This window comes from Brucella rhizosphaerae, assembly GCF_002252475.1.
Lineage (GTDB): Bacteria > Pseudomonadota > Alphaproteobacteria > Rhizobiales > Rhizobiaceae > Brucella > Brucella rhizosphaerae.
In genome coordinates this window covers 317,738-337,959 of sequence record NZ_NNRK01000017.1, presented here as the reverse complement: position 1 = coordinate 337,959, position 20,222 = coordinate 317,738, and the positions used below count along the sequence as shown (strand labels likewise).

Below are 20,222 nucleotides of genomic sequence, written 5' to 3'. Positions count from 1 at the left end.
GTTCCAGCTGTTACTGGATTGTTGGAACAACGCCAACTATCTGGCGTTAAGCATTGCCAAACACAAATCCGTTTCGCACTTTTGCTGGAAATACTTTCAGCTACGTCCGCCGCCGAAGCGGCGTCCAACGCGTGCAAGCAGAATGACCGGCAATATGCCTACTGCAACGATTGCCAATGCTGCAACGGAGGCTTCCTCATAGGTGCCTCGCGCAGCTTCACCATAGAGATGGGTAGCAAAAGTCTCGATATTAAGCGGGCGCAGAAGAAGTGTTGCAGGCAATTCCTTCACACAATCGACAAACACCAAAAGTCCAGCGGCAACGATAGCTGTTTTGGAAAGCGGCAAATGTACCTGCCAGAATGTGGTCGTCACCCCTCGCCCCAGTGTGCGCGAGGCGTGATCGAGAGATTGTGGAATGCGTTCGAGCCCTGCATCGATACCTCCGGCAGAGATCGCCATAAAGCGCGCGACATAGGCGTAGATAATTGCGGCACCCGTGCTAATCAGCAGTAGCCCCGTCGACAAGCCAAAGAAATAACTGAAGATCCCATCGAACAACCGATCAACAGCGCCTGAAACAATCATGATGCCAATTGCTATTACCGTGCCCGGTGCTGCATAGCCCATCGTTGAGAAACGGTAGAACCAACGGGAGGCCGCGCCCGGAAACAGCCGCATTGCATAAGCCACCACCATGCCAAACAGCAGAACCAGAATGGTTGCAACCGAAGCGAGCATCACCGTATTGAACGCTTCCCCGGCAAGACGAGGCGATATGCCCGCAAAGCGCATCCGCTTGACTGCTTCTATGACGAGATAGATCGCCGGCATCAGGAAGCCGATAATAATCGGCACGACACAAAGGATAAACAGCCAGAAACCTTTGATTCCGCTTACCTTGAGCGGCTCAAACCCGCGCGAATGGCGAATATTGGATGAAAAGCGCTGTTTGCGCCGGGCCCAGCGTTCAATTGAAACAATGGCGACGACGAGCAATAAAAGCGCCAGCGCCAGCTGCGCTGCTCCCGGAAGATCAAAGCGCGTGACCCATGTTGTGTAAATCGAAACCGTCAGCGTTCGGACACCAAGAAACTCGGCAGCCCCCACATCGTTGAGCGTTTCCATCAATGCAAGGCTGACACCAACGGCCACGGCGGGACGTGCAAGCGGCAACGCTACGCGCCAGAAAATCCCTTTGCGGCTGACGCCCAACGTCCGTGCAGCCTCAATCAGGCTTGCCGACTGTGTGAGGAACATAGCTCGTGTTGGGATATAGACATAAGGATAAAGCACAAAGCCGAGCAGAATAATGCAACCGGTCATTGATCTTATATCTGGCAAGCGGAACTGACGCGGCGTCTCATAGCCAAGAATAAATCGGATTGCGCTTTGCACTGGCCCAATCGGGTGCAGAATATCGAGATAGGCGTAGGCGATGATGTATGTAGGCACCGCCAGCGGCAGCAGAAGAGCCCATTCAAGCACGCCACGCCCGCGAAAGTCGTAAGCCGTTACCAGCCATGCAGCTGATGTGCCCACCAATGCTGTAATAAAACCGACGCCTGCCAGGAGGATCACCGTATCGGTGAAGGCTGTGGCAAAAATCGTTGAGAAAAGATGGCCCCACAGGCCGGATGATCCACGCAAGGCTTCTATAACTAGTGCGAGGACCGGCAGGCAAACCAGCAGTGCGATTATTCCTGAAAGCCACAACCAGCTTCGCCCCGAGCGGGTGCGGTAAGGCATGGATGACGATGCGGCTTGCATAGGTTCCGGCATGCTTGTTGTCGACCTTCATATTACAACGCCGGCGCAATAGTTTTTGCACCGGCGTCATATCTACAGTGATAATCGACTTTTAGTTATCAAAGCCAACTTTGTCGACCAGTTCGCTGGCCTGCTTGCGATGCTTGACGATTTCCGAAAGTGGAACAGTGTCGATCTTCAGTTCGCCGAAGGATTCGACGATTGGATCAACCGAAGCGCCAGCCTTTACCGGATATTCGTAGTTAGCCTTCGCATAAAGCTGTTGGGCTTCGTCCGAAGCAAGATACTCAAGAAGCTTGACGGCTTCGTCCTTGTTTGGCGCATTTTTGGCAACAGCTGCACCGCTGATATTTACCTGCGTGCCGCCATCCTGGAAGGTTGGAAGAATGACCTTGATGCCGTCGCCCCAAGCCTTCTGCTCGTCGCCGCTCTTGCCCGAACGCATCAGACCGACATAATAAGAGTTAGCGACTGCGATATCGCAGATTCCGCCAACGATATCCTTGGCACCGTCGCGATCACCGCCAGCAGCCTTACGTGCAAGGTTAGCCTTGAGGCCCGTCAGCCACTCTTCTGTCTTTTCGGCGCCGTGATGGGCGATGTAATCGGCGATCAGCGCTGTGTTATATGGATGCTGACCTGCGCGAATGCAGATTTTACCCTTCCACTTTGGATCAGCCAGTTCTTCATAGGTGATCTTGTCGAGTTCGAGATCCTTGTCTGCATAGACGACGCGAGCGCGCATCGACAGACCGAACCAATTGCCGTTGGCATCACGAAGCTGTTCAGGCACGGCATCTTTCAGGGCCTGGGAATCAACCGGCTGGGTAAGGCCTTTGTCGACGAGATCAACAAGATTGCCTGCATCGACAGTCATCAGAATATCTGCAGGAGACTTGTCGCCTTCAGAAGCAACGCGTTCAGCAAGACCATCCTTCAGGAAAACGGTATTTACGGTTGTGCCTGTCTTTTCCTTGTAGGCATCCAGCAGAGGCTGGATCAAGCCAGGTTCACGCGTCGTATAAATGTTCACCTCATTTGCATTCGCTGCACCTGAGAGAAACGTCGCTGCCATAAGAGCCAGTCCAGCACGCGCGATCTTGGGCATTTTACCTCCGGGATAATTTGGTTCATTTGAAACTATGAGTAATGCAACCAGACTATAGGAACTGGTATATTCAGGGTCAATAATTCGCGTCATAAAATATGAGTTATTTACTCATTTTTTGTAAAAACCAGTGCCTTGCTCCAGTCGATCCGGAGACAGACATCCGTCGCATCAGCATCAACATGCTGATCTGTCCGAACGCGAAGGCAGAGATTCTGATGATCGAGCTGAACTGTCAGCTCTTCCGTTTCACCCAAATAGGTGCGGCTTGCTATGCGTCCGCGCAATACATCTTGCGCGGAGGTTTCACTGGAGACGATAGCAATATCGCGTGGGCGCAGATAGACGGCAACATTACTCCCTGATCGCACATCACCTAGCGTTTTCAACATACCAACCTGTGTCTTTACGGCAGCGCCATCCGCCTTGCCATCAAGAGCATTAAAATCACAGAAGAAATCCGCAGCGTAACGCGTTGCAGGCTGGTCATGGAGTGTGCGGGCAGAACCGGCCTGAACGATCTTTCCAGAACGCATCAACACCACACGATCCCCCGTAGACAAAGCTTCCTCAGCCTCATGGGTTACGATTATGACCGGCGTACCCAATGCGCGCAGCAGAGCAATGGTTTCACTTCTCACGCGTGCGCGCAGACCGCGATCAAGATTGGAGAAAGGTTCATCCATAAGCAGAAGATCGGGCTTCGGAGCCAACGCTCTGATAAGAGCGACGCGCTGTTGTTCGCCACCCGAAAGCATATGCGGATAGCGATCTGCCATCGGGGTGAGGCCAACCAGTTCAAGCAGTTCAACGACCCGCGCCGTCGCTTCATCCTTACGCATCTTCCGCAAACCGAACAGCACATTTTCCCTGACTGTCAAATGCGGAAACAGCGCATAGTCCTGAAACACGACCCCAATGTTGCGCTTTTCAGGCTCAACAAAAACCTTTGGCCCCACCAGTGTACGACCACCCATAGTGAGCTGACCTTCATCAGGTGCATCGATACCGGCTATAATCCGCAGAAGGGAGGTCTTGCCACAACCGGAATGTCCGACGAGACAGATGATTTCCCCAGACCGAACATCAAGCGAAATATCATCAACAGCACGCACTGTCCCGAACTGACGACCGATGCCTGATAGCGTCAGCGCCGGAGTCTGATCTTTATCGAGTTTCGTGTCCTGCAGAGTGCGTATGTCCATAGATGAGGCCGAGAGTCCTGTTATCATCAGAGGCATATAAATGCACTTGAACGACTTTGCCAATAAAACCCGACAAAAGGTGTCAGGCATTTGCCGAAATACGCTTGAAGGCGTAATAATTTGCTACACTATCCAGTTGAAAAAGCTCGAAAATCGCGCAATGTTGCTTCCGTCTTAGTTTGATATTCGCATTGCAGGAGTCTGATGATGGGGCCGATCACCGACAAGGTGGCAACCGCCGAGCGTTTGCCACAGGGAACAAAGATCGCCGTTATCGGCGGTGGAGTTATCGGTGTATCAACAGCCCTTTTCCTGGCAGAGCGTGGCATTCCTGTCGCCTTGTTTGAGAAAGGCGAAATTGCAGGCGAACAATCAAGCCGCAATTGGGGTTGGTGCCGCAGAACCGGACGCGACAGTCGAGAAATGCCGCTGATCGTTGAGAGTATGCGCCTCTGGGAAGGTATGAATGAACGTACCGGACGCGAAACTGGCTTTCGTGTTACTGGCATCGCCTACACTGCTGAGAAGGAAGAAGAGGTCGAACGCTACGCTCAATGGATCAAGATCGCGAGTGAACACGACATCAAAACCGAACTCCTTAGTGGTGGGCAGGCAGCGAGCCTTGTCCCTGGCCTCACCCGTCCACTCAAAGGAGGGATGATCACTCCGCTAGACGGACGTGCAGAACCGCAGCAAGCAGTTCCTGCCTTCGCAGCGAAAGCACAGGAACTGGGTGCCACCATTTTGCAAAACTGTGCCGTGCGCGGCATCGAGACAACCAATGGTCGCGTTTCAGCAGTTCTGACCGAAAAAGGCCGCGTGACTTGTGAGGCCGTTGTGGTTGCTGGCGGGGCTTGGTCAAGGTTGATCATATCAGACTTCAATGCACGTCTTCCGCAACTCAAAGTCAAATCTTCTGTATTTCGCACAGCGCCCATCGAGGCAAAAGTTGATCCGGCAATCGCTTTTTCGGATTTTGCAATCCGCAAACGGCTGGACGGCGGTTATACAGTCGCAAGCCTTGGTGGCTCGATTGCTGATATCGTGCCTGACAGTTTCCGTTTTTTCCGTGATTTTATCCCATCGCTTTCAACTGAATGGCGCTCAATACGTTTCCGGTTTGGAGAGCGCTTTTTCCAGGAGGCCTTTCAATGGAAGCTTCGTCCAGCGGATCAGCCTTCGATCTTTGAAACTATTCGCACACTCGACCCGGAGCCGCATCGCGCAGCAAATGCGGCAGTCCTCGCAAAGTTAAAGGCGGCAATTCCTTCCTTCGCTTCTGCAACCATCGCTCAGGAATGGGCAGGCCTCATCGATACCATGCCGGATGTCATTCCGGTTATTTCACCCCTGCCCGGCATTGAAGGTCTTATCGTTGCAACCGGATTCTCAGGGCATGGATTTGGCATTGGCCCCGGTGCTGGAAAGCTGGTTGCTGATATGGTCAGCGGCGAAACGCCAGTTGTCGATCCGTCGCCATTCCATATTTCGCGTTTCTCTGACGGTTCAAAAATCCGCATTGAGAATTGGGGGTAGAGCAATTCCAGAAAAAGCAAATTAAACCGTTCCAACGGCTGCTTTTGACTGGAATTGCCGCGTTTTTATTCGATTAGCCCGCAAGCGAACCGGGCTCCGCCACCACCAAGCGGCTTGGGTTCGTCAGCGTAGTTGTCGCCGCCCATATGGACCATTAGCGCCCGACCTTTGATTTCATCCAACGACTTCAGGCGCGGCGCAACGACCGTTTCACTGACCTTGCCAGATGCATCCGCCTTCAAGAGCGGTAGATCACCCATATGACCATGGCCTTCTGGCCCCATATGGTGTTTGGAACCTTCCGGATCGTAATGGCCACCGGCTGCCTGTGCAGGAACCATCTTTCCGTCCTGTTCTGCAGGCGCGCAGCTGCCTTTTTCATGAACATGGAAGCCGTGTTCACCTTCAGGCAATCCATTCAAATCCGCTTTGAACGAAAGTCCGTCTGCACCCTGGGACACCGTTACGGTTCCCATCTCTTTGCCTTGACCTGTTTCCAGGGCCTCGTACATTTTAACTGTTGCGTCTTGGGCAAAAGCTGGTGCTGCGATAAGCGCTAAAGTTGAAGCTAGAACGAGTGGTCGCATTATCTCCTCCTCTTCATTGGTTTGGGGATAAGCGGTAAACGCACAACAACGCAAATTGTTCGAATTTATAAAACTGCGCGCCAGTTTGAATGGCGCGCAGAATATTTGACGATCAGACCGTTACGAATTGAGCCATCATGCCAACGTCTTCATGTTCCAGCACATGGCAATGAAACATGAATGGATGATCGCGGCTGGCCTCGCGATCGAAATGCACCAGCACTTCCGCCTTGCCATTGATCAGCGCCGTGTCCTTCCAACCTGACTGATGGACTGGCGGTGCCTCGCCATTCAGCGAAAGAATGCGGAATGACGCACCATGGATATGGAACGGATGCGCCATTTCTTTCGTGGTCAATTCCCAGATCTCCCATGATCCGAGTTTAACTTCCGCATCAATACGGCTCATGTCGAAAGGCTTGTCGGCTATGGCCATCTGAACACCAGATGTGAGTGCCTGCAAAACGGGGCCAGTATCGGCATTGCTCCGACCCGAATGCATATCATGATCGCTCATCGCCGGCATATTATGCCCGGCATGAGGATCGCTCGACATGCCGCCCATCATGAGCTTCATGTTTTCAGCCATACGTTCATCGAAGAAGTAAGACCGCTTGCGCACCGAGAGATTCTCGTCCGGTTTCTCCGGGCCATCAAGTGTGGTTGGCAACGTTTTAATCGGGCCATTGATTTTGTCATCCACGATGAACTGCATCAAAGACTGATCATCGCCTCCACTGTCATCGCTGGCTGTAAGCAGATCAAGTGTGCCGTTCATGACTGAGAAATCGACCAGAACCTCATAGCGCTCTCCCGGGCTGATCGTCAGGCGTTTAACCGGATCGAGCTTGCTTATATAGCCGCCATCCGATGCAATCACATGCAAAGGGCTGCCATCGCTCAAACGCACATGGAAGTTGCGCGCATTGGCCCCATTCAGAATACGCAACCGCACAACAGATGCAGGAACATGCGCTTGCGGTGCAATCACGCCATTGACGATCAGTTTATCGCCGCGAAAGCCATGCATCAGATCCATAATATCGGGCTGATAGACCTTGTCGCCATCAATGACCCTGCGATCCTGTAACACGAGCGGGATATCATCGACGCCATAGCCAACAGGCAGACCGCGTTCAGCATCCTTGCCATCACTGACGATCATCAGTCCGGCAATGCCCATATGCGCCTGTCTGGCAGTATCGCCATGCAGATGCGGATGGAACCAGTTAAACGATGCAGGCTGGTTGACCGTAACTTTCGGCGCCCAGCTGTTGCCTGCGGCAATCACATTATGTGGGCCACCGTCCAGAACAGAAGGAACGAAAAGACCGTGCCAATGAAGGGTTGTGTCTTCGTCCATTCCATTTTCAACAGATAGCGTCACCGTCTCCCCGTTTTTCAAACGGACAACAGGACCAAGATACGTGCCGTTAATTCCAGCAGAAGCGGCATTGCTTCCTTCTGTGAAGGAATGGCGGCCTGTCTGAACCTTCAACTTTACGATACCCGCAGCATCCGGCTCGATTAATGTCGGAATGGGTAAAGCCTGTGCTTTGGCTGCACCATGCTGCATATGTTGATGCGCATCCTGCGCAAATGCCTCAAAAGGCCGAACAACAGTTAAAGCAGCCGCGCTTGCACCAAGCGTCAGCAGACGACGGCGAGTCATACTCGTCATGATCGTTCTCCAGATAAGTCTCTATCAACGCGCATTCCGACATCCCTATGGCTTTCGGAACGCGCCAATTGCCACCATGGAACTGGCAGCGTCTGAACAGATTAAAGCTGGGAAGATATCGGAGGACGTAAGACGCCGAATGGATCATTGCTGTTCAGCGTTGCCACGCGTGGCGGAAGACCAAACTCATGATCGGGCGTGAACAAGGCAACATCTGAAGCAAGTTGGATAATACCGCCACAACTCATCATAACACACGCGACGGATGCTTTCTTGCCATGATCAGTCGGAGCTGAATGTCCCATGTCATGCTTAGCGACCTGAACAATCGAATGGCAGTCCGTAACTGCGACCGTCTGTGGAAGATCATGCGCCATTGCATAACAAAGCTGAGTGGAAACCAGGAACAGCATTGAGAACAAAGCAATCAACATGCGTGATGGCATCCGCAAAACAGAATGTTTGCGAAAGTTCATGCCAACCTTACCGTTACCGAAAGTCCACGCAGTCATTGTGATTCCAAGTTGCAGAATTCAGCTTAAGGCTGCCTTAAGGCAATTGAAAGGCCTGTGAACTTATCCTTCAATCTACCTCGTATGTTCATTTTGTTTCGAAAACACCACAATCGAAATCAGAAAATTACGCGAAAGCCCTTTTAAGCTTGCGGTTTCGTATTTTGTGGCACTAAGAAAGCAATATCTCGGGCTTCCCCCAATGCAGAGCCCACAAATATGGATATGAATCAATGACTGTCGCTCAAGCAGTTGTTCCGAAGAAAAACTCCGCGCGCCGCGTATTGGCTGCGAGCATGATCGGCACAACAATCGAATTCTTTGACTTTTATATTTATGCAACAGCCGCGGTAATCGTCTTCCCGCATCTCTTCTTTCCGGCAAGTGACGGCAACTCTGCGCTGCTCCAGTCACTCGCGACTTTCGCGATTGCCTTCTTCGCACGTCCAATCGGCGGCGCGTTGTTCGGTCACTTCGGCGATAAGGTTGGCCGCAAGGCGACACTCGTCGCAGCCCTTATGACGATGGGCATTTCCACCGTCGCAATCGGTTTCCTGCCAACATATGAATCCATCGGCGTATGGGCAGCTCTACTGCTGGCACTCTGCCGTCTGGGTCAGGGTCTTGGTCTTGGTGGCGAATGGGGCGGTGCAGTCTTGCTCGCAACCGAAAATGCGCCTGAAGGCAAGCGTACATGGTACGGCATGTTCCCGCAGCTCGGCGCACCCGTCGGCTTCATCCTCGCAACAGGTATCTTCCTGATCCTTGCTGAGTTTCTGACCGAAGAACAATTCATGTCTTTCGGCTGGCGTATTCCTTTCATCGCCAGTGCTCTTCTGGTTGCTGTTGGCCTCTTCATTCGTCTGAAGATCGCTGAAACGCCAGAATTCCAGAAGGCAATCGACAAGGCCGAACGCGTTGAAGTTCCGGTTGCAACCCTGTTCAAGAAGTACAAGGCGAGCCTGTTCCTTGGCACTATCGGTGCTGTTGCAACTTTCGTCCTGTTCTACCTCATGACCGTGTTTTCGCTTGGTTGGGGTACACGTGCGCTTGGCTATAGCCGCGAACAGTTCCTCATTCTGCAAATGGTTGGTGTGATCTTTTTCGGCCTTACCATCCCGATTGCAGCGCTGCTTTCCGATAAATACGGCATGCGTCCTGTCATGATCGTGGTCACAGTCCTTATCGGTCTGTACGGCTTCATCATGGCTCCACTTTTCCTTAGCGGAACTGCTGGCGTTCTCGCCTTCCTGATCATTGGCTTCGGTCTGATGGGCTTGACCTATGGTCCAATCGGCGCAGCTCTTGCTGAACCATTCCCGACCTCGGTTCGCTACACCGGCGCATCGCTTACCTTTAATCTCGCGGGCATTCTCGGCGCGTCGGTTGCGCCTTACATCGCAACCTGGCTGGCAACGCATTATAGCTTCGACTATGTCGGCTATTATATGTCTGCCGCAGCAGTGGTCTCGTTGATTGGCTTTGCCTTCATCTCGTTTAAACGCGACGAATAGGCAGCGTTGAACACCAATAAAAAAGCCCGCGTGGAGCAATCCACGCGGGCTTTTCTTTTAGTCTCAAATTGACCAAACCTTATTCGGTGTCGGCTGCTTCGAGTGCGATCGCGACTGACTGGATGATCGAGGCAAAACGCGCTGCCGTCTGGATCACTTCAGTCGATGCACCAGCCTTGCGCAGCACGTCTTCATGCGCATCAATGCACATACCACAGCCGTTAATTGCCGAAACCGCCAACGACCAGAGTTCAAAATCAACCTTGTCCACACCCGGATTGCCAATCACGTTCATGCGCAGCTTGGCTGGCATGGTGCGATAATCCTTATTAGTCGCCAGATGCACGAAGCGATAATAGACATTGTTCATACCCATGATCGACGCTGCCGACTTTGCTGCCTGCACAACCGATGCATCAACCTTGCCGTTTGCTTCAGCAACAAACGCCTTGCGTACATCCGCGTTGCGTGAGGCAATACCGCAGGCAACGAACAAGCCATATTTCTGCTGTGGTGTCAGAGTTTCATCGCTCGCCATGGACGAAAGATTGAGACGAACATCCTTGGCAAAATCCGGAATTTTTGACTTCAGATCATCAATGGACATGGAACCCTCTTTATCTGCTATTTTGGGTATTAGATAAAACAAAGGCGGGTCTTAACCCGCCTTGTCTCAAACAATCGAGGACTATTAAGCAGCCTTGAGCGTCTCGCCACCGACTTCGCGGTTGCATGGGCAAAGCTCATCGGTCTGCAGAGCGTCGAGAACGCGCAGCGTGTCCTTAGGAGCGCGGCCAACATTGAGGTTGGTTGCGTAAACGTGCTGGATAGTATTGTCTGGGTCAACAACGAAGGTGTAACGGTAAGCTACGCCATCTGGCGAACGAACGCCGAGGCCGTCAACGAGCGAGCCGTTGGTATCAGCAAACGACCAGATTGGCAGCTTGTCGAGATCCTTGTGATCGCGACGCCATGCGAGCTTCACGAATTCGTTGTCGGTCGAACCACCGAGAACAACTGCGTCACGGTCTTCGAAATCTGAAGCGAGGCGTGCAAATTCAGCGATTTCAGTTGGGCAAACAAAGGTGAAGTCCTTTGGGTAGAAGAAGATAACCTTCCACTTGCCTTCAAAGCTTGCTTCGGTGACTTCTTCAAAAGCCGAAACGCCGTTTTCTTCGTGAAAGTTGAAGCCAGGCTTAACGCCAGTTACTTTGAAAGAAGGAAGCTTGTCACCGATACCGAGCATCTCATACCTGCCTGTAAATTCGTTGTTATGCAGAAAATTCAGAAGTTTCAGAATTAACTGCTTGCGAGTCATATATAGGCACTCTACATCAATCGGTCAAAGCGATTAAAACGATCCAATCCATCGATTTTAACGATGGGGATAAGTTTCAGGCCGAAGACCGTGCTCAATATCAGTGTCCGACAACTTCACTATTTTATAGCCCTCGTCAAAGCGGGTTCTTTCTCGCGTGCAGCGGAAGCTGTGGGCGTTACGCAATCCACTTTAAGTGCAGCCATTCAGACGCTTGAAGCAGAGATTGGCGTTACCTTGATTGATCGCACCGGGCGGCGAATGCAATTGCTGCCAGCCGGCGAAGATTTTCTCAACCGCGCGCGCGAGATTGTAGCCTCGATTGAAGAATTGCCGGAACATGCAAGGCAGGCTGAACGTCCACTAACCACGCGTCTTCGATTAGGTGTCATTCCGTCTATTGCGCCTTTCCTGTTGCCGAAAGTATTGCCGACGACTGCGAAGGCATTTCCAGAACTGAAATTGAGCGTTCGCGAAGGGTTGACCCGGACTCTCTTGGACAGCCTTCGCTCGGGAGCACTTGATGTAGCGCTGGTCGCTCATCCTTACGATCTCGATGACTTTGAAGTTGCCGAGATAGGCAAGGATCCGTTTTTCCTTGCTGTGCGCAGAGATCACGCACTCGCAAATCGCGACAGGATTGATGCAAGTGACTTGCAGGATCAGCCGTTTCTCTTGCTGGAAACAGGTCATTGCCTGCGCGAACACGTGATGGCTGCTATCGGCTCAAAGCCCGCACATACTGGCGGTGATGTGCATGCAACAAGCATCATGACACTGGTACAGCTGGTTGAGTTTGGTATGGGGGTTACGCTGCTACCAGAGGTCGCCATCAAGGCCGGCGTCACACGCGGCAGCGAGATAAGCATCGTGCCCTATGAAGGGCAGAATAATTTCCGCTCCCTCGCTCTCGCCTGGCGTGCAAATGCAGCAAGACGTAACGAGTTTCAGTTATTTGCTACCCATTTGCGCAATCATTGTATGAAGAAATAGGATTATAGAATGCCCCAGGCGCGGAACCGTCCGCGTCCAGTTATTTCCCGAAGATTGAGATCGGAAATCAGCTTCAGCGCGCCCTGCTGCGTAACTTCGAGTTCCTTCTCGACCATCTGACTTGAAACCAGCGGGCTGCGCATCATCATGTCGACCAGTTGCGGCAAACGGGAATTGGAGCGACGGCCTTTAAGCTTGCGCTGCATTTGTTCGCGCACAAGCATGAGGCGATCATGCTCTTTCATGCTCAACTCTGCCGCATCTTCAATCGCTGCAAAAAAAGTCTTGAGCCGGACCAATCTGTTTGTTGAACGCCGCTCATCCGGCCTTTTTGTACGAAGACCAATATTGAGCGCAGGCAGATGATTGGCTGCAATACCCGACTGGCGTAAATATGCGGCGCTTAGCAAGCGCCCTATCCAACTGGATCGTTGCACCACCTCAAGCGAAAACCACGCATCATGCATAAGTGCGGCGCGCAGAAGCGGTGGAAGGTGGGCCGTCTTTGCAACAAGATCACGCCACTCCTGCAAGCGGGTGTCTTCATCCCAATCATCATCGTAAAGAAGCGGATCTGTTTCTACTGACTGCGGTTTGGGCTGTTCTTTGACAATGCCTTTCAGCAGAGCGTCTGTACGCGCGAGCAAGGCATCCACATCGTCGAGCAATGGGTCGTTATCGTCTTCGTCCAGTTGACTGTAGTCACGCGTGTCTTCACTACGAACATCGATGTTCCGGCCCAATAGCTGTTGCATGCCCGCCGGACTAAGTGCCCAACCTGGAGCGCGACTGAAAATCTGTCGTCGCAAACGCAACACCGAATGAGCAATGGTCAACGCGTGACTGGGCGTCCGGCTGTCCATCAGAGCGTCATGCAAAACGATATCTTCAAGGTGTACCAATTCACCCTCAAGCCACATGGATGCGACCGCGTCATGCATATGCATACGCTCCAGCATACCATCGCGGATTGGTGAACGTGCAAGCCGCTCGTCAAGTCTTGTCAGTGCAGCTGTGGCATTGGCCACAGGCACAAAAAACTCTTCGAGCGGCAGCTTGTCGATTTCATAAGCCATGCCCCGCATATCGCAGTCGATTGCAGAGAAAGGCAAATGAAAATGAGTGCTTAAGCCAGAACTTCCGCAACTTTCACAGTACGACCTTCTTTGACGGAAAGAAGAGCTGCTTCAGCGAGCGCCAAAGCCTGCAAACCGTCTTCAGCCGATGGTGTTGGAGCCTTGCCGCTATCAATTGCATCAATGAAAGCTGCAATCTCCGCAGCGTATGCATCGGTATAACGGGTCATGAAGAAATCATGCAGCGGCGGACGCGTATAACCGTCCTTGGAAGCGACCTCGATGGACACAGGGCGCTGATTTTCAGCTGAAACAGCACCTTCCGAACCATGCACTTCGATACGCTGGTCATAACCATAAGAAGCACGGCGCGAATTGGAAATAACGCACTGACGGCCCGATGCAGTGGTCAGGATCACGCTGGCACTGTCATAGTCGCCCAGTTCGCCGATCTTAGGATCGACAAGAACGGAAGCGGCAGCCGACACGGTTTCGATTTCCTCTCCGAGCAGAAACCGCGCCATGTCAAAATCATGGATGGTCATGTCGCGGAAGATGCCGCCTGAGACCTTGATGTATTCCGCAGGCGGTGCACCGGGATCGCGGCTGGTGATCGTGACCATTTCGACCTTGCCGATACGACCATCATTGATCGCCTTGCGAACGGCGACAAAGTGAGGATCGAAACGGCGATTAAAGCCAAGCATGACTTTGCCGCCTGTTTCCTTGATGACACCAAGACAAGCCCGAACACGCTCGATATTCAAATCAATCGGCTTTTCGCAGAACACGGCTTTGCCTGCACGCGAGAACCGTTCGATCAGATCGGCATGCGTGTTGGTTGGCGTGCAGATCAGCACAGCGTCCACATCCGCCGACTTTTCAATCTCGTCGATTGTACGAACTTCCGCACCGGCAGCATCGGCGATAGCACGTGCTGCATCCTGATTAGCATCTGCCACCGCAATCAGTTGCGCACGCCTGTCGGAAGCGATTGCGCCCGCATGTACTTTTCCGATACGACCAGCACCAAGCAGAGCAAGACGTGTAACCATTGCCTTCATCCTCCCAAAACGGTCAATGACGATTGACCGACAAAACAGATTCTCTATTCCGTTCTACGCATTTCCTGATTATGTCACGGATGCAAAGCGCAATGGAATATTTATTCTATTTTGCTAGATTGTGATATATGGGATGTCAAGAGAACGTTTCTGAAAGGATGGCAATGGACACCGAACAAGCTGTTGCTGCACAAGCCAATCTATCCGCCAGTGTGCCAGCGAATGTAAAAGAATTTGAGGCAAGACTGCTCGAAGTCGCGGACCGCCTGCCTAAGCGTCTGAAACAATGCGCTGATTACGTTGCAGCTAATCAGGATCGCATTGCGGTGTCCACAGTGGCCGAAATGGCTGAAGGCGCTGGCGTTCAAAGCTCAGCCTTCATGCGGTTTTGTCAGATACTCGGCTTTTCGGGCTTCTCAGAAATGCAGAAGCTTTTTCGCGAATCCTACGCAGGCGGCTGGCCCGATTATTCGACCCGCCTCGAACACTTACGCGAAACAGCCGCAGGCAGCGCTCCGGCCCTATTGGCCGAATTTGCCGAAGCCGGACGCACATCGCTTGAAGGCCTTTTGAAGACGATTGAACCAGAGGCACTCGAAAAGGCAGTCAGACTGTTGGCGACGGCCGAAACCATCCACATCATCGGTGTTCGCCGCGCATTTCCGGTCGCGAGCTATCTAGCCTATGCACTTGAAAAGATGCAGGTTCCGGCCATGTTGCACAGCACTGTTGGTAAACTTGAAAACCAACATGCAATCCGCAAGGGCGACGTTCTGCTCGCTATTTCCTTTTCGCCTTACTCGCCCGAAACTATTGCCATGGCGGAAAATGCAAGTGAACGCGGCATCGATGTTATCGCCATAACCGACACAATCGTCAGCCCGATGAGTAAATTTGCACAGCAGTCATTGCTCGTCTCGGAAGTGGACTTCGGCGCGTTCCGCTCTCTTTCCGCAACACTTTGCCTTGCCATAACGCTCGCCGTCGCTGTTGGTACCGAACGGCAATCCTAATAATCATTGAGCATTCTATTTTTCAGTTGAAATGGAATAATAAATCCATTTTAATTGGAAATAGAATGACTGCTGCGCATCTTGAATCGGAAGCGGTCTCTCCAAGCTAATAAAAAGACGCATGCACTAAGGGAGAAATGGGATGAAGCGGCTTGATTTGATTACGATTGGCCGATCTTCGGTAGATCTTTACGGCGCGCAGGTCGGTGGTCTTCTCGAAGACATGTCATCCTTCAATAAGTATGTCGGCGGTTCTCCCACCAATATCGCAACCGGAACGGCCCGACTGGGCCTCAAATCTGCACTCATCACCCGCGTCGGCGACGAGCATATGGGGCGTTTTCTGTTGCGCGAACTCGCTCGCGAAGGCGTGGACACACGCGGCATCGTCACCGATCCTCAACGTCTGACGGCACTCGTCATTCTAGGCATTCGCGATCAGGAACATTTCCCGCTGATCTTCTATCGTGAGAACTGTGCTGACATGGCACTGTGTGAAGACGATATTGATCCCGATTTCATCGCTGAGGCTAACTGCGTGCTCGCGACGGGCACTCACCTGTCGCATCCGCGCACCGAAGCTGCAGTTCTAAAAGCACTCAAGCTTGCGCGTGAAAACGATGGCCGTACCGTGCTCGACATCGATTATCGTCCTAACCTCTGGGGGCTTTCCGGACACGGTGATGGCGAGAATCGCTTTATCGAATCCGCAGCCGTAACCACCAAACTGCAATCCACACTGCATCTCTTTGACCTTATCGTGGGCACCGAAGAAGAGTTTCACATCGCCGGTGGATCGACCGATACACTCGAAGCACTGAAAGCCGTTCGCAAAGTCACAAAAGCAGCTCTTGTCTGCAAGCGCGGCTCATTGGGCGCTGTCGTGTTTGATGGCGATATCCCAGACAATCTCGACAAGGGACAATCCGGACAAGGTTTTCCAATTGAAGTATTCAACGTGCTTGGCGCAGGTGATGGCTTCATGTCTGGCCTGTTGCGCGGTTGGCTCAAGGATGAAGACTGGCCAACCAGCCTGAAATTCGCCAATGCATGTGGGGCCTTTGCGGTGTCGCGTCATGGCTGCACACCCGCTTATCCAAGCTGGGAAGAACTGCAATATTTCTTCAAGACTGGCATTCGCGACAAAGCACTGCGCAAGGATCTGGCGCTTGAACAGGTGCACTGGTCAACGAACCGTAATGGTGAATGGCCGCATATGCGCGTCTTCGCTTTTGACCATCGTATCCAGCTTGAAGAGATGGCACAGGAAACTGGTTCCGCAGATGAAAAGATCGGTGAATTCAAGGAATTATGCCTGAATGCTGCATTAGAGGTTTCGGGCGGAAAAAATGGCTATGGCATTCTGTGCGATGGTCGTCTTGGACGCGATGCGCTTTACCGTGCCGCTGGCACAGGCCTGTGGATCGGACGCCCAACCGAGTGGCCCAGCTCGCGCCCTTTGGAGCTTGAACCTGAGCTCGGTCCCGATTGCGGTGGACTTGTTGAATGGCCCGTCGAGAATGTTGTGAAGGTTTTGTGCTTCTATCACCCCGACGACAGCGTCGAAGTGAAAGCACAACAGGAAGCCACAGTGAAGCGGCTTTTCACGGCAGCTCGCCGTAACCGTCTTGAGTTTCTACTGGAAGTCATTCCATCTAAGGTCGCACCCGTCGATGATATGAGTACGGCGGCAGTTATTGAGCGCTTTTATGAAATCGGCGTCTATCCAGACTGGTGGAAACTTGAACCGCTGAAGACAAAAAACGCGTGGCAAAATGCTTGCGACGCAATCAATCGCAACGATCCTTATACACGCGGCATTGTGGTTCTGGGGCTCGACGCCCCTGCAGAAGAGCTCGAAGCGAGCCTCAAGATTGCTGCGGACTTTGATCTGGTGAAAGGCTTTGCCATCGGACGCACCATTTTGGGCGACGTTGCCCGCCAATGGCTCGCAGGCAAGATGAGTGACGCCGACGCAGTTGCTGAAATGGCAAAACGTTATCGCGATTTCTGCGATCTTTGGGATAGGCTGCGACAGAAATAAACGCATCTCTGGCACAGGTGGAGGCCTGTCCTTTGAGTTTGTGAGAATGCGGATTTCCGCCGGGAGGAAAGATGAAGACCGTTCGACTGACAGCGGCACAGGCTCTTGTGCGCTACATCGCCAACCAGATGACGCCCGAGGGCGAACCGTTCATCGCTGGTGTCTGGGCTATTTTCGGTCATGGCAATGTGGCAGGACTTGGCGAAGCACTGCATGGCATTCGCGATCAGCTCGTTACCTGGCGCGGGCATAACGAACAAACCATGGCGCATGCCGCCATTGCATACACGAAACAGCTGGGTCGAAAACGTGCCTGCGCTGTCACCTCCTCAATTGGTCCCGGCGCGACCAATATGGTGACTGCTGCAGCGCTGGCTCATGTCAATCGTTTGCCGGTTTTGTTCATCCCCGGAGACGTCTTTGCCATTCGTGGCCCTGATCCCGTGCTTCAGCAGATCGAGGATTTCAACGACGGCACCATGAGCGTCAATGACTGCTTCCGCCCCATTAGTCGCTATTTTGACCGTATCACCCGACCTGAACAGCTTCTGACTGCGTTGCCGCGCGCCTTCCGCACCATGACTGACCCGGCTGATTGCGGACCTGTGACACTGTCCTTCTGTCAGGATGTGCAGGCGGAAGCGTATGACTGGCCGGAAGAGTTCTTTGCGCCCAAAGTCTGGTACTGGCGGCGTCCGCCAGCGGACGAGCATGAGCTTGCAACTGCAATCGCTGCCATTAAGACAGCGAAGACTCCGGTTATCGTTGCAGGTGGTGGCGTGCATTATTCCGGTGCGCATGAAGCCCTCACACAGTTTGCAGAAGCACACGGTATTCCAGTCATTGAAACACAAGCAGGCAAGTCCGCTTTGCCATGGGATCATCCGCTGAACTTCGGTCCGGTGGGCGTCACGGGTGCCGATTCAGCAAATGCAATCGCCGCTGATGCCGATTTGGTTATAGGTGTCGGCACACGTTTTCAGGACTTTACGACTGGTTCATGGGCGCTGTTCAAGCATCCGGACCGGAAGCTCCTGTCGCTCAATGTTCAGCCTTATGACAGCCACAAACACGGCTCTATCTCGCTCGTGGCAGACGCAAAGGTTGGACTTAATGCGCTTTCTGCGGGATTGAGCGGATATAAACGTCAGTCGGTCGATAGTGACCTCAAGTCAAAATGGTTTGCGGCAGCTGATCGTTTCACTGCCTCTCCCACGGACGGAAATGCACTACCTACCGACATGCAGGTAATTGGCGCTGTGCAGCGACAGGCGAAGGAAAACACAGTCGTCATGTGCGCTGCAGGCACCATGCCGGGCGAGCTGCACCAGCTCTGGAAAGCTGGCCGTCCAATGTCCTATCATATGGAATACGGCTTTTCCTGCATGGGCTACGAGATCGCAGGCGGTCTCGGCATCAAGATGGCAGAACCAGATCGCGACGTGGTCGTGATGATCGGCGACGGATCTTACATGATGGCCAATTCTGAGCTGGCAACCTCTGTGATGATGGGCATCAAGATCACGGTCGTTCTCACAGACAATCGTGGCTATGGCTGCATCAACCGTTTGCAGATGGCGACCGGCGGTGCCGAATTCAACAATCTGCTCGATCACACGACGCATGTGAATGCATCCAATATTGACTTCGCAGCCCATGCAAATGCGTTGGGTGCAGACAGCAAAAAAGTCAGCTCAATCCGCGAACTCGAGGATGCGCTTACCGCAGCACGTAACAGCCCACGCACGACTGTGATCGTCATCGATACCGATCCTTATCCAACGCCTGAAACCGGCGGCTGGTGGTGGGATGTGGCCGTGCCAGAAGTTTCGGAACGCGAGGAAGTGCGTGCCGCACGCAGAAATTATGAAGCTCAGATCAAAGAAAGAAACTGACCGATGATCCTCTATGGCACCAACCCGATTGCCTGGTCGAACGATGATGATCGCAGCCTCGGCGCGCATATAAGCCTTGATCAATGCCTCGACGAAACCTCAAGAATCGGCTTCGACGGAATAGAAAAAGGTCATAAATTTCCGCAGGTTGCAGAGGAACTTAAAGCAGTACTCGAACCACGAAATCTGCGCTTTGTTTCCGGCTGGCATTCACTCAATCTGTTGACCAATTCGGTCGAAGATGAGAAGGTTGCAATGCAGCCAGCGCTTGATCTTCTGAAAGCCATGGGCTGCAAAGTCATCATTGTTTGCGAAACGTCGAATGCTATTCACGGAGACGACGACAAGCCTCTCTCCGAGCGCCCCGTTCTGGAAGAAGCGCGTTGGGAAGAGTTTGGCGCAGGTGTTGAAGCGCTTGCCGAACATGCCGCCACGCAAGGTATAGCGCTCGTCTATCACCACCACATGGGAACCATTGTCCAGACAGAAGACGAGATTGATCTTCTCATGAAGCATACTGGCCCACATGCGAAATTACTACTCGACACAGGCCATTGCCTGTTTGGCGGCGGCAATCCGGAACGCGTTGCAAAAAACCACATGGCACGCGTTCGTCACATCCATGCCAAGAATGTCCGCCCGGAGATAGCTGCGGAAGTGCGCAACCAGAGCCTGTCTTTTCTGGAGGGCGTGCGTCGTGGTGTTTTCACCGTTCCCGGCGATCATGAAGGCGGCGTCGACTTTGTGCCGGTGCTCAAGGTTGCGGCCGAACATGGTTATCAGGGCTGGCTGGTCATCGAAGCCGAGCAGGACCCGGGCGTTCGTAATCCATTCGAGTATCAATCGCTGGGACTGAAGTCTTTGAAGGCGTTTGCGCGCGAAGCAGGACTCGACAAAGGAGACTGA

At 52.8% G+C, this 20,222-nt stretch carries 17 protein-coding genes; 7 read left to right on the top strand and 10 right to left on the bottom strand.

Annotation, left to right across the window (positions count from 1 at the left end; translation table 11 throughout):
* Positions 1 to 96: 96 nt before the first annotated feature.
* The 3 genes from CEV32_RS03670 to CEV32_RS03660 all read right to left on the bottom strand — a co-directional run bounded on the left by CEV32_RS03670 (position 97) and on the right by CEV32_RS03660 (position 4,083).
* Positions 97 to 1,782 carry an ABC transporter permease gene (locus tag CEV32_RS03670; protein WP_235818701.1) on the bottom strand — a complete coding sequence of 562 codons (1,686 nt, stop codon included), beginning with the start codon at positions 1,780 to 1,782 and terminating at the stop codon, positions 97 to 99.
* Positions 1,783 to 1,861: 79 nt separating this feature from the next.
* Positions 1,862 to 2,878 (bottom strand): Fe(3+) ABC transporter substrate-binding protein, encoded by a 1,017-nt coding sequence (locus tag CEV32_RS03665; protein ID WP_094574257.1) that lies wholly within the window; start codon positions 2,876 to 2,878, stop codon positions 1,862 to 1,864.
* A 107-nt stretch (positions 2,879 to 2,985) separates the two neighbouring features.
* Positions 2,986 to 4,083: an ABC transporter ATP-binding protein gene (locus tag CEV32_RS03660; protein ID WP_094574255.1), complete on the bottom strand. Its 1,098-nt coding sequence runs from the start codon at positions 4,081 to 4,083 to the stop codon at positions 2,986 to 2,988.
* 207 nt (positions 4,084 to 4,290) lie between these two features.
* Here CEV32_RS03660 and CEV32_RS03655 point away from each other — a divergent pair, with 207 nt between their 5' ends.
* Entirely contained in the window at positions 4,291 to 5,619 is a 1,329-nt protein-coding gene (locus CEV32_RS03655) for an NAD(P)/FAD-dependent oxidoreductase (protein WP_094574490.1), read from the top strand.
* A 65-nt stretch (positions 5,620 to 5,684) separates the two neighbouring features.
* Here CEV32_RS03655 and sodC read toward each other — a convergent pair whose 3' ends face one another.
* The 3 genes from sodC to CEV32_RS03640 form a co-directional block, all read right to left on the bottom strand.
* Complete coding sequence (sodC, locus tag CEV32_RS03650) at positions 5,685 to 6,206, bottom strand: superoxide dismutase family protein (protein WP_094574253.1); 522 nt, start codon at positions 6,204 to 6,206, stop codon at positions 5,685 to 5,687.
* Positions 6,207 to 6,318: 112 nt separating this feature from the next.
* A complete protein-coding gene (gene cueO / locus CEV32_RS03645) occupies positions 6,319 to 7,887 on the bottom strand; it encodes a multicopper oxidase CueO (RefSeq protein WP_094574251.1) in 1,569 nt (522 codons plus the stop codon).
* A 101-nt stretch (positions 7,888 to 7,988) separates the two neighbouring features.
* Entirely contained in the window at positions 7,989 to 8,399 is a 411-nt protein-coding gene (locus CEV32_RS03640) for a hypothetical protein (RefSeq protein ID WP_235818700.1), read from the bottom strand.
* 233 nt (positions 8,400 to 8,632) lie between these two features.
* On the opposite strand from CEV32_RS03640, the gene CEV32_RS03635 reads away from it, so the two are divergent.
* Positions 8,633 to 9,913 (top strand): MFS transporter, encoded by a 1,281-nt coding sequence (locus CEV32_RS03635; RefSeq protein WP_094574249.1) that lies wholly within the window; start codon positions 8,633 to 8,635, stop codon positions 9,911 to 9,913.
* Positions 9,914 to 9,992: 79 nt separating this feature from the next.
* Here the strand turns inward: CEV32_RS03635 and CEV32_RS03630 are convergent, their stop codons facing one another.
* On the bottom strand, positions 9,993 to 10,520 hold the full coding sequence (locus CEV32_RS03630; protein WP_094574246.1) for a carboxymuconolactone decarboxylase family protein: 528 nt from the start codon (positions 10,518 to 10,520) through the stop codon (positions 9,993 to 9,995).
* Between the two features lie 84 nt (positions 10,521 to 10,604).
* Positions 10,605 to 11,159, bottom strand: a complete 555-nt coding sequence (locus CEV32_RS03625; RefSeq protein WP_024896329.1) for a peroxiredoxin — start codon at positions 11,157 to 11,159, stop codon at positions 10,605 to 10,607.
* A gap of 162 nt (positions 11,160 to 11,321) precedes the next feature.
* Between CEV32_RS03625 and CEV32_RS03620 the strand changes: the two genes are divergently transcribed.
* Positions 11,322 to 12,224: a hydrogen peroxide-inducible genes activator gene (locus tag CEV32_RS03620; RefSeq protein WP_094574486.1), complete on the top strand. Its 903-nt coding sequence runs from the start codon at positions 11,322 to 11,324 to the stop codon at positions 12,222 to 12,224.
* Between the two features lie 2 nt (positions 12,225 to 12,226).
* Here CEV32_RS03620 and CEV32_RS03615 read toward each other — a convergent pair whose 3' ends face one another.
* Both CEV32_RS03615 and iolG read right to left on the bottom strand, forming a co-directional pair.
* Complete coding sequence (locus CEV32_RS03615) at positions 12,227 to 13,300, bottom strand: RHE_PE00001 family protein (RefSeq protein WP_094574484.1); 1,074 nt, start codon at positions 13,298 to 13,300, stop codon at positions 12,227 to 12,229.
* 50 nt (positions 13,301 to 13,350) lie between these two features.
* Positions 13,351 to 14,355, bottom strand: coding sequence for an inositol 2-dehydrogenase (gene iolG, locus CEV32_RS03610; RefSeq protein ID WP_094574244.1), 1,005 nt, complete (start codon positions 14,353 to 14,355; stop codon positions 13,351 to 13,353).
* Between the two features lie 173 nt (positions 14,356 to 14,528).
* On the opposite strand from iolG, the gene CEV32_RS03605 reads away from it, so the two are divergent.
* The 4 genes from CEV32_RS03605 (at position 14,529) to iolE (ending at position 20,222) form a co-directional block, all read left to right on the top strand.
* Positions 14,529 to 15,377 carry a MurR/RpiR family transcriptional regulator gene (locus CEV32_RS03605; protein ID WP_094574242.1) on the top strand — a complete coding sequence of 283 codons (849 nt, stop codon included), beginning with the start codon at positions 14,529 to 14,531 and terminating at the stop codon, positions 15,375 to 15,377.
* Between the two features lie 142 nt (positions 15,378 to 15,519).
* Positions 15,520 to 17,421 (top strand): bifunctional 5-dehydro-2-deoxygluconokinase/5-dehydro-2-deoxyphosphogluconate aldolase, encoded by a 1,902-nt coding sequence (locus CEV32_RS03600; protein WP_094574239.1) that lies wholly within the window; start codon positions 15,520 to 15,522, stop codon positions 17,419 to 17,421.
* Positions 17,422 to 17,492: 71 nt separating this feature from the next.
* A complete protein-coding gene (gene iolD / locus CEV32_RS03595) occupies positions 17,493 to 19,316 on the top strand; it encodes a 3D-(3,5/4)-trihydroxycyclohexane-1,2-dione acylhydrolase (decyclizing) (protein ID WP_094574237.1) in 1,824 nt (607 codons plus the stop codon).
* Between the two features lie 3 nt (positions 19,317 to 19,319).
* Complete coding sequence (gene iolE, locus CEV32_RS03590; RefSeq protein WP_094574235.1) at positions 19,320 to 20,222, top strand: myo-inosose-2 dehydratase; 903 nt, start codon at positions 19,320 to 19,322, stop codon at positions 20,220 to 20,222.

Bases quoted from the DNA above. Each gene is read 5' to 3' on its own strand.
- CEV32_RS03670 (WP_235818701.1), bottom strand. From the start codon at position 1,782: ATGCCGGAACCTATGCAAGCCGCATCGTCATCCATGCCTTACCGCACC.
- CEV32_RS03665 (WP_094574257.1), bottom strand. From the start codon at position 2,878: ATGCCCAAGATCGCGCGTGCTGGACTGGCTCTTATGGCAGCGACGTTT.
- CEV32_RS03660 (WP_094574255.1), bottom strand. From the start codon at position 4,083: ATGGACATACGCACTCTGCAGGACACGAAACTCGATAAAGATCAGACT.
- CEV32_RS03655 (WP_094574490.1), top strand. From the start codon at position 4,291: ATGGGGCCGATCACCGACAAGGTGGCAACCGCCGAGCGTTTGCCACAG.
- sodC (WP_094574253.1), bottom strand. From the start codon at position 6,206: ATGCGACCACTCGTTCTAGCTTCAACTTTAGCGCTTATCGCAGCACCA.
- cueO (WP_094574251.1), bottom strand. From the start codon at position 7,887: ATGACGAGTATGACTCGCCGTCGTCTGCTGACGCTTGGTGCAAGCGCG.
- CEV32_RS03640 (WP_235818700.1), bottom strand. From the start codon at position 8,399: ATGACTGCGTGGACTTTCGGTAACGGTAAGGTTGGCATGAACTTTCGC.
- CEV32_RS03635 (WP_094574249.1), top strand. From the start codon at position 8,633: ATGACTGTCGCTCAAGCAGTTGTTCCGAAGAAAAACTCCGCGCGCCGC.
- CEV32_RS03630 (WP_094574246.1), bottom strand. From the start codon at position 10,520: ATGTCCATTGATGATCTGAAGTCAAAAATTCCGGATTTTGCCAAGGAT.
- CEV32_RS03625 (WP_024896329.1), bottom strand. From the start codon at position 11,159: ATGCTCGGTATCGGTGACAAGCTTCCTTCTTTCAAAGTAACTGGCGTT.
- CEV32_RS03615 (WP_094574484.1), bottom strand. From the start codon at position 13,300: ATGGCTTATGAAATCGACAAGCTGCCGCTCGAAGAGTTTTTTGTGCCT.
- iolG (WP_094574244.1), bottom strand. From the start codon at position 14,355: ATGGTTACACGTCTTGCTCTGCTTGGTGCTGGTCGTATCGGAAAAGTA.
- CEV32_RS03605 (WP_094574242.1), top strand. From the start codon at position 14,529: ATGGACACCGAACAAGCTGTTGCTGCACAAGCCAATCTATCCGCCAGT.
- CEV32_RS03600 (WP_094574239.1), top strand. From the start codon at position 15,520: ATGAAGCGGCTTGATTTGATTACGATTGGCCGATCTTCGGTAGATCTT.
- iolD (WP_094574237.1), top strand. From the start codon at position 17,493: ATGAAGACCGTTCGACTGACAGCGGCACAGGCTCTTGTGCGCTACATC.
- iolE (WP_094574235.1), top strand. From the start codon at position 19,320: ATGATCCTCTATGGCACCAACCCGATTGCCTGGTCGAACGATGATGAT.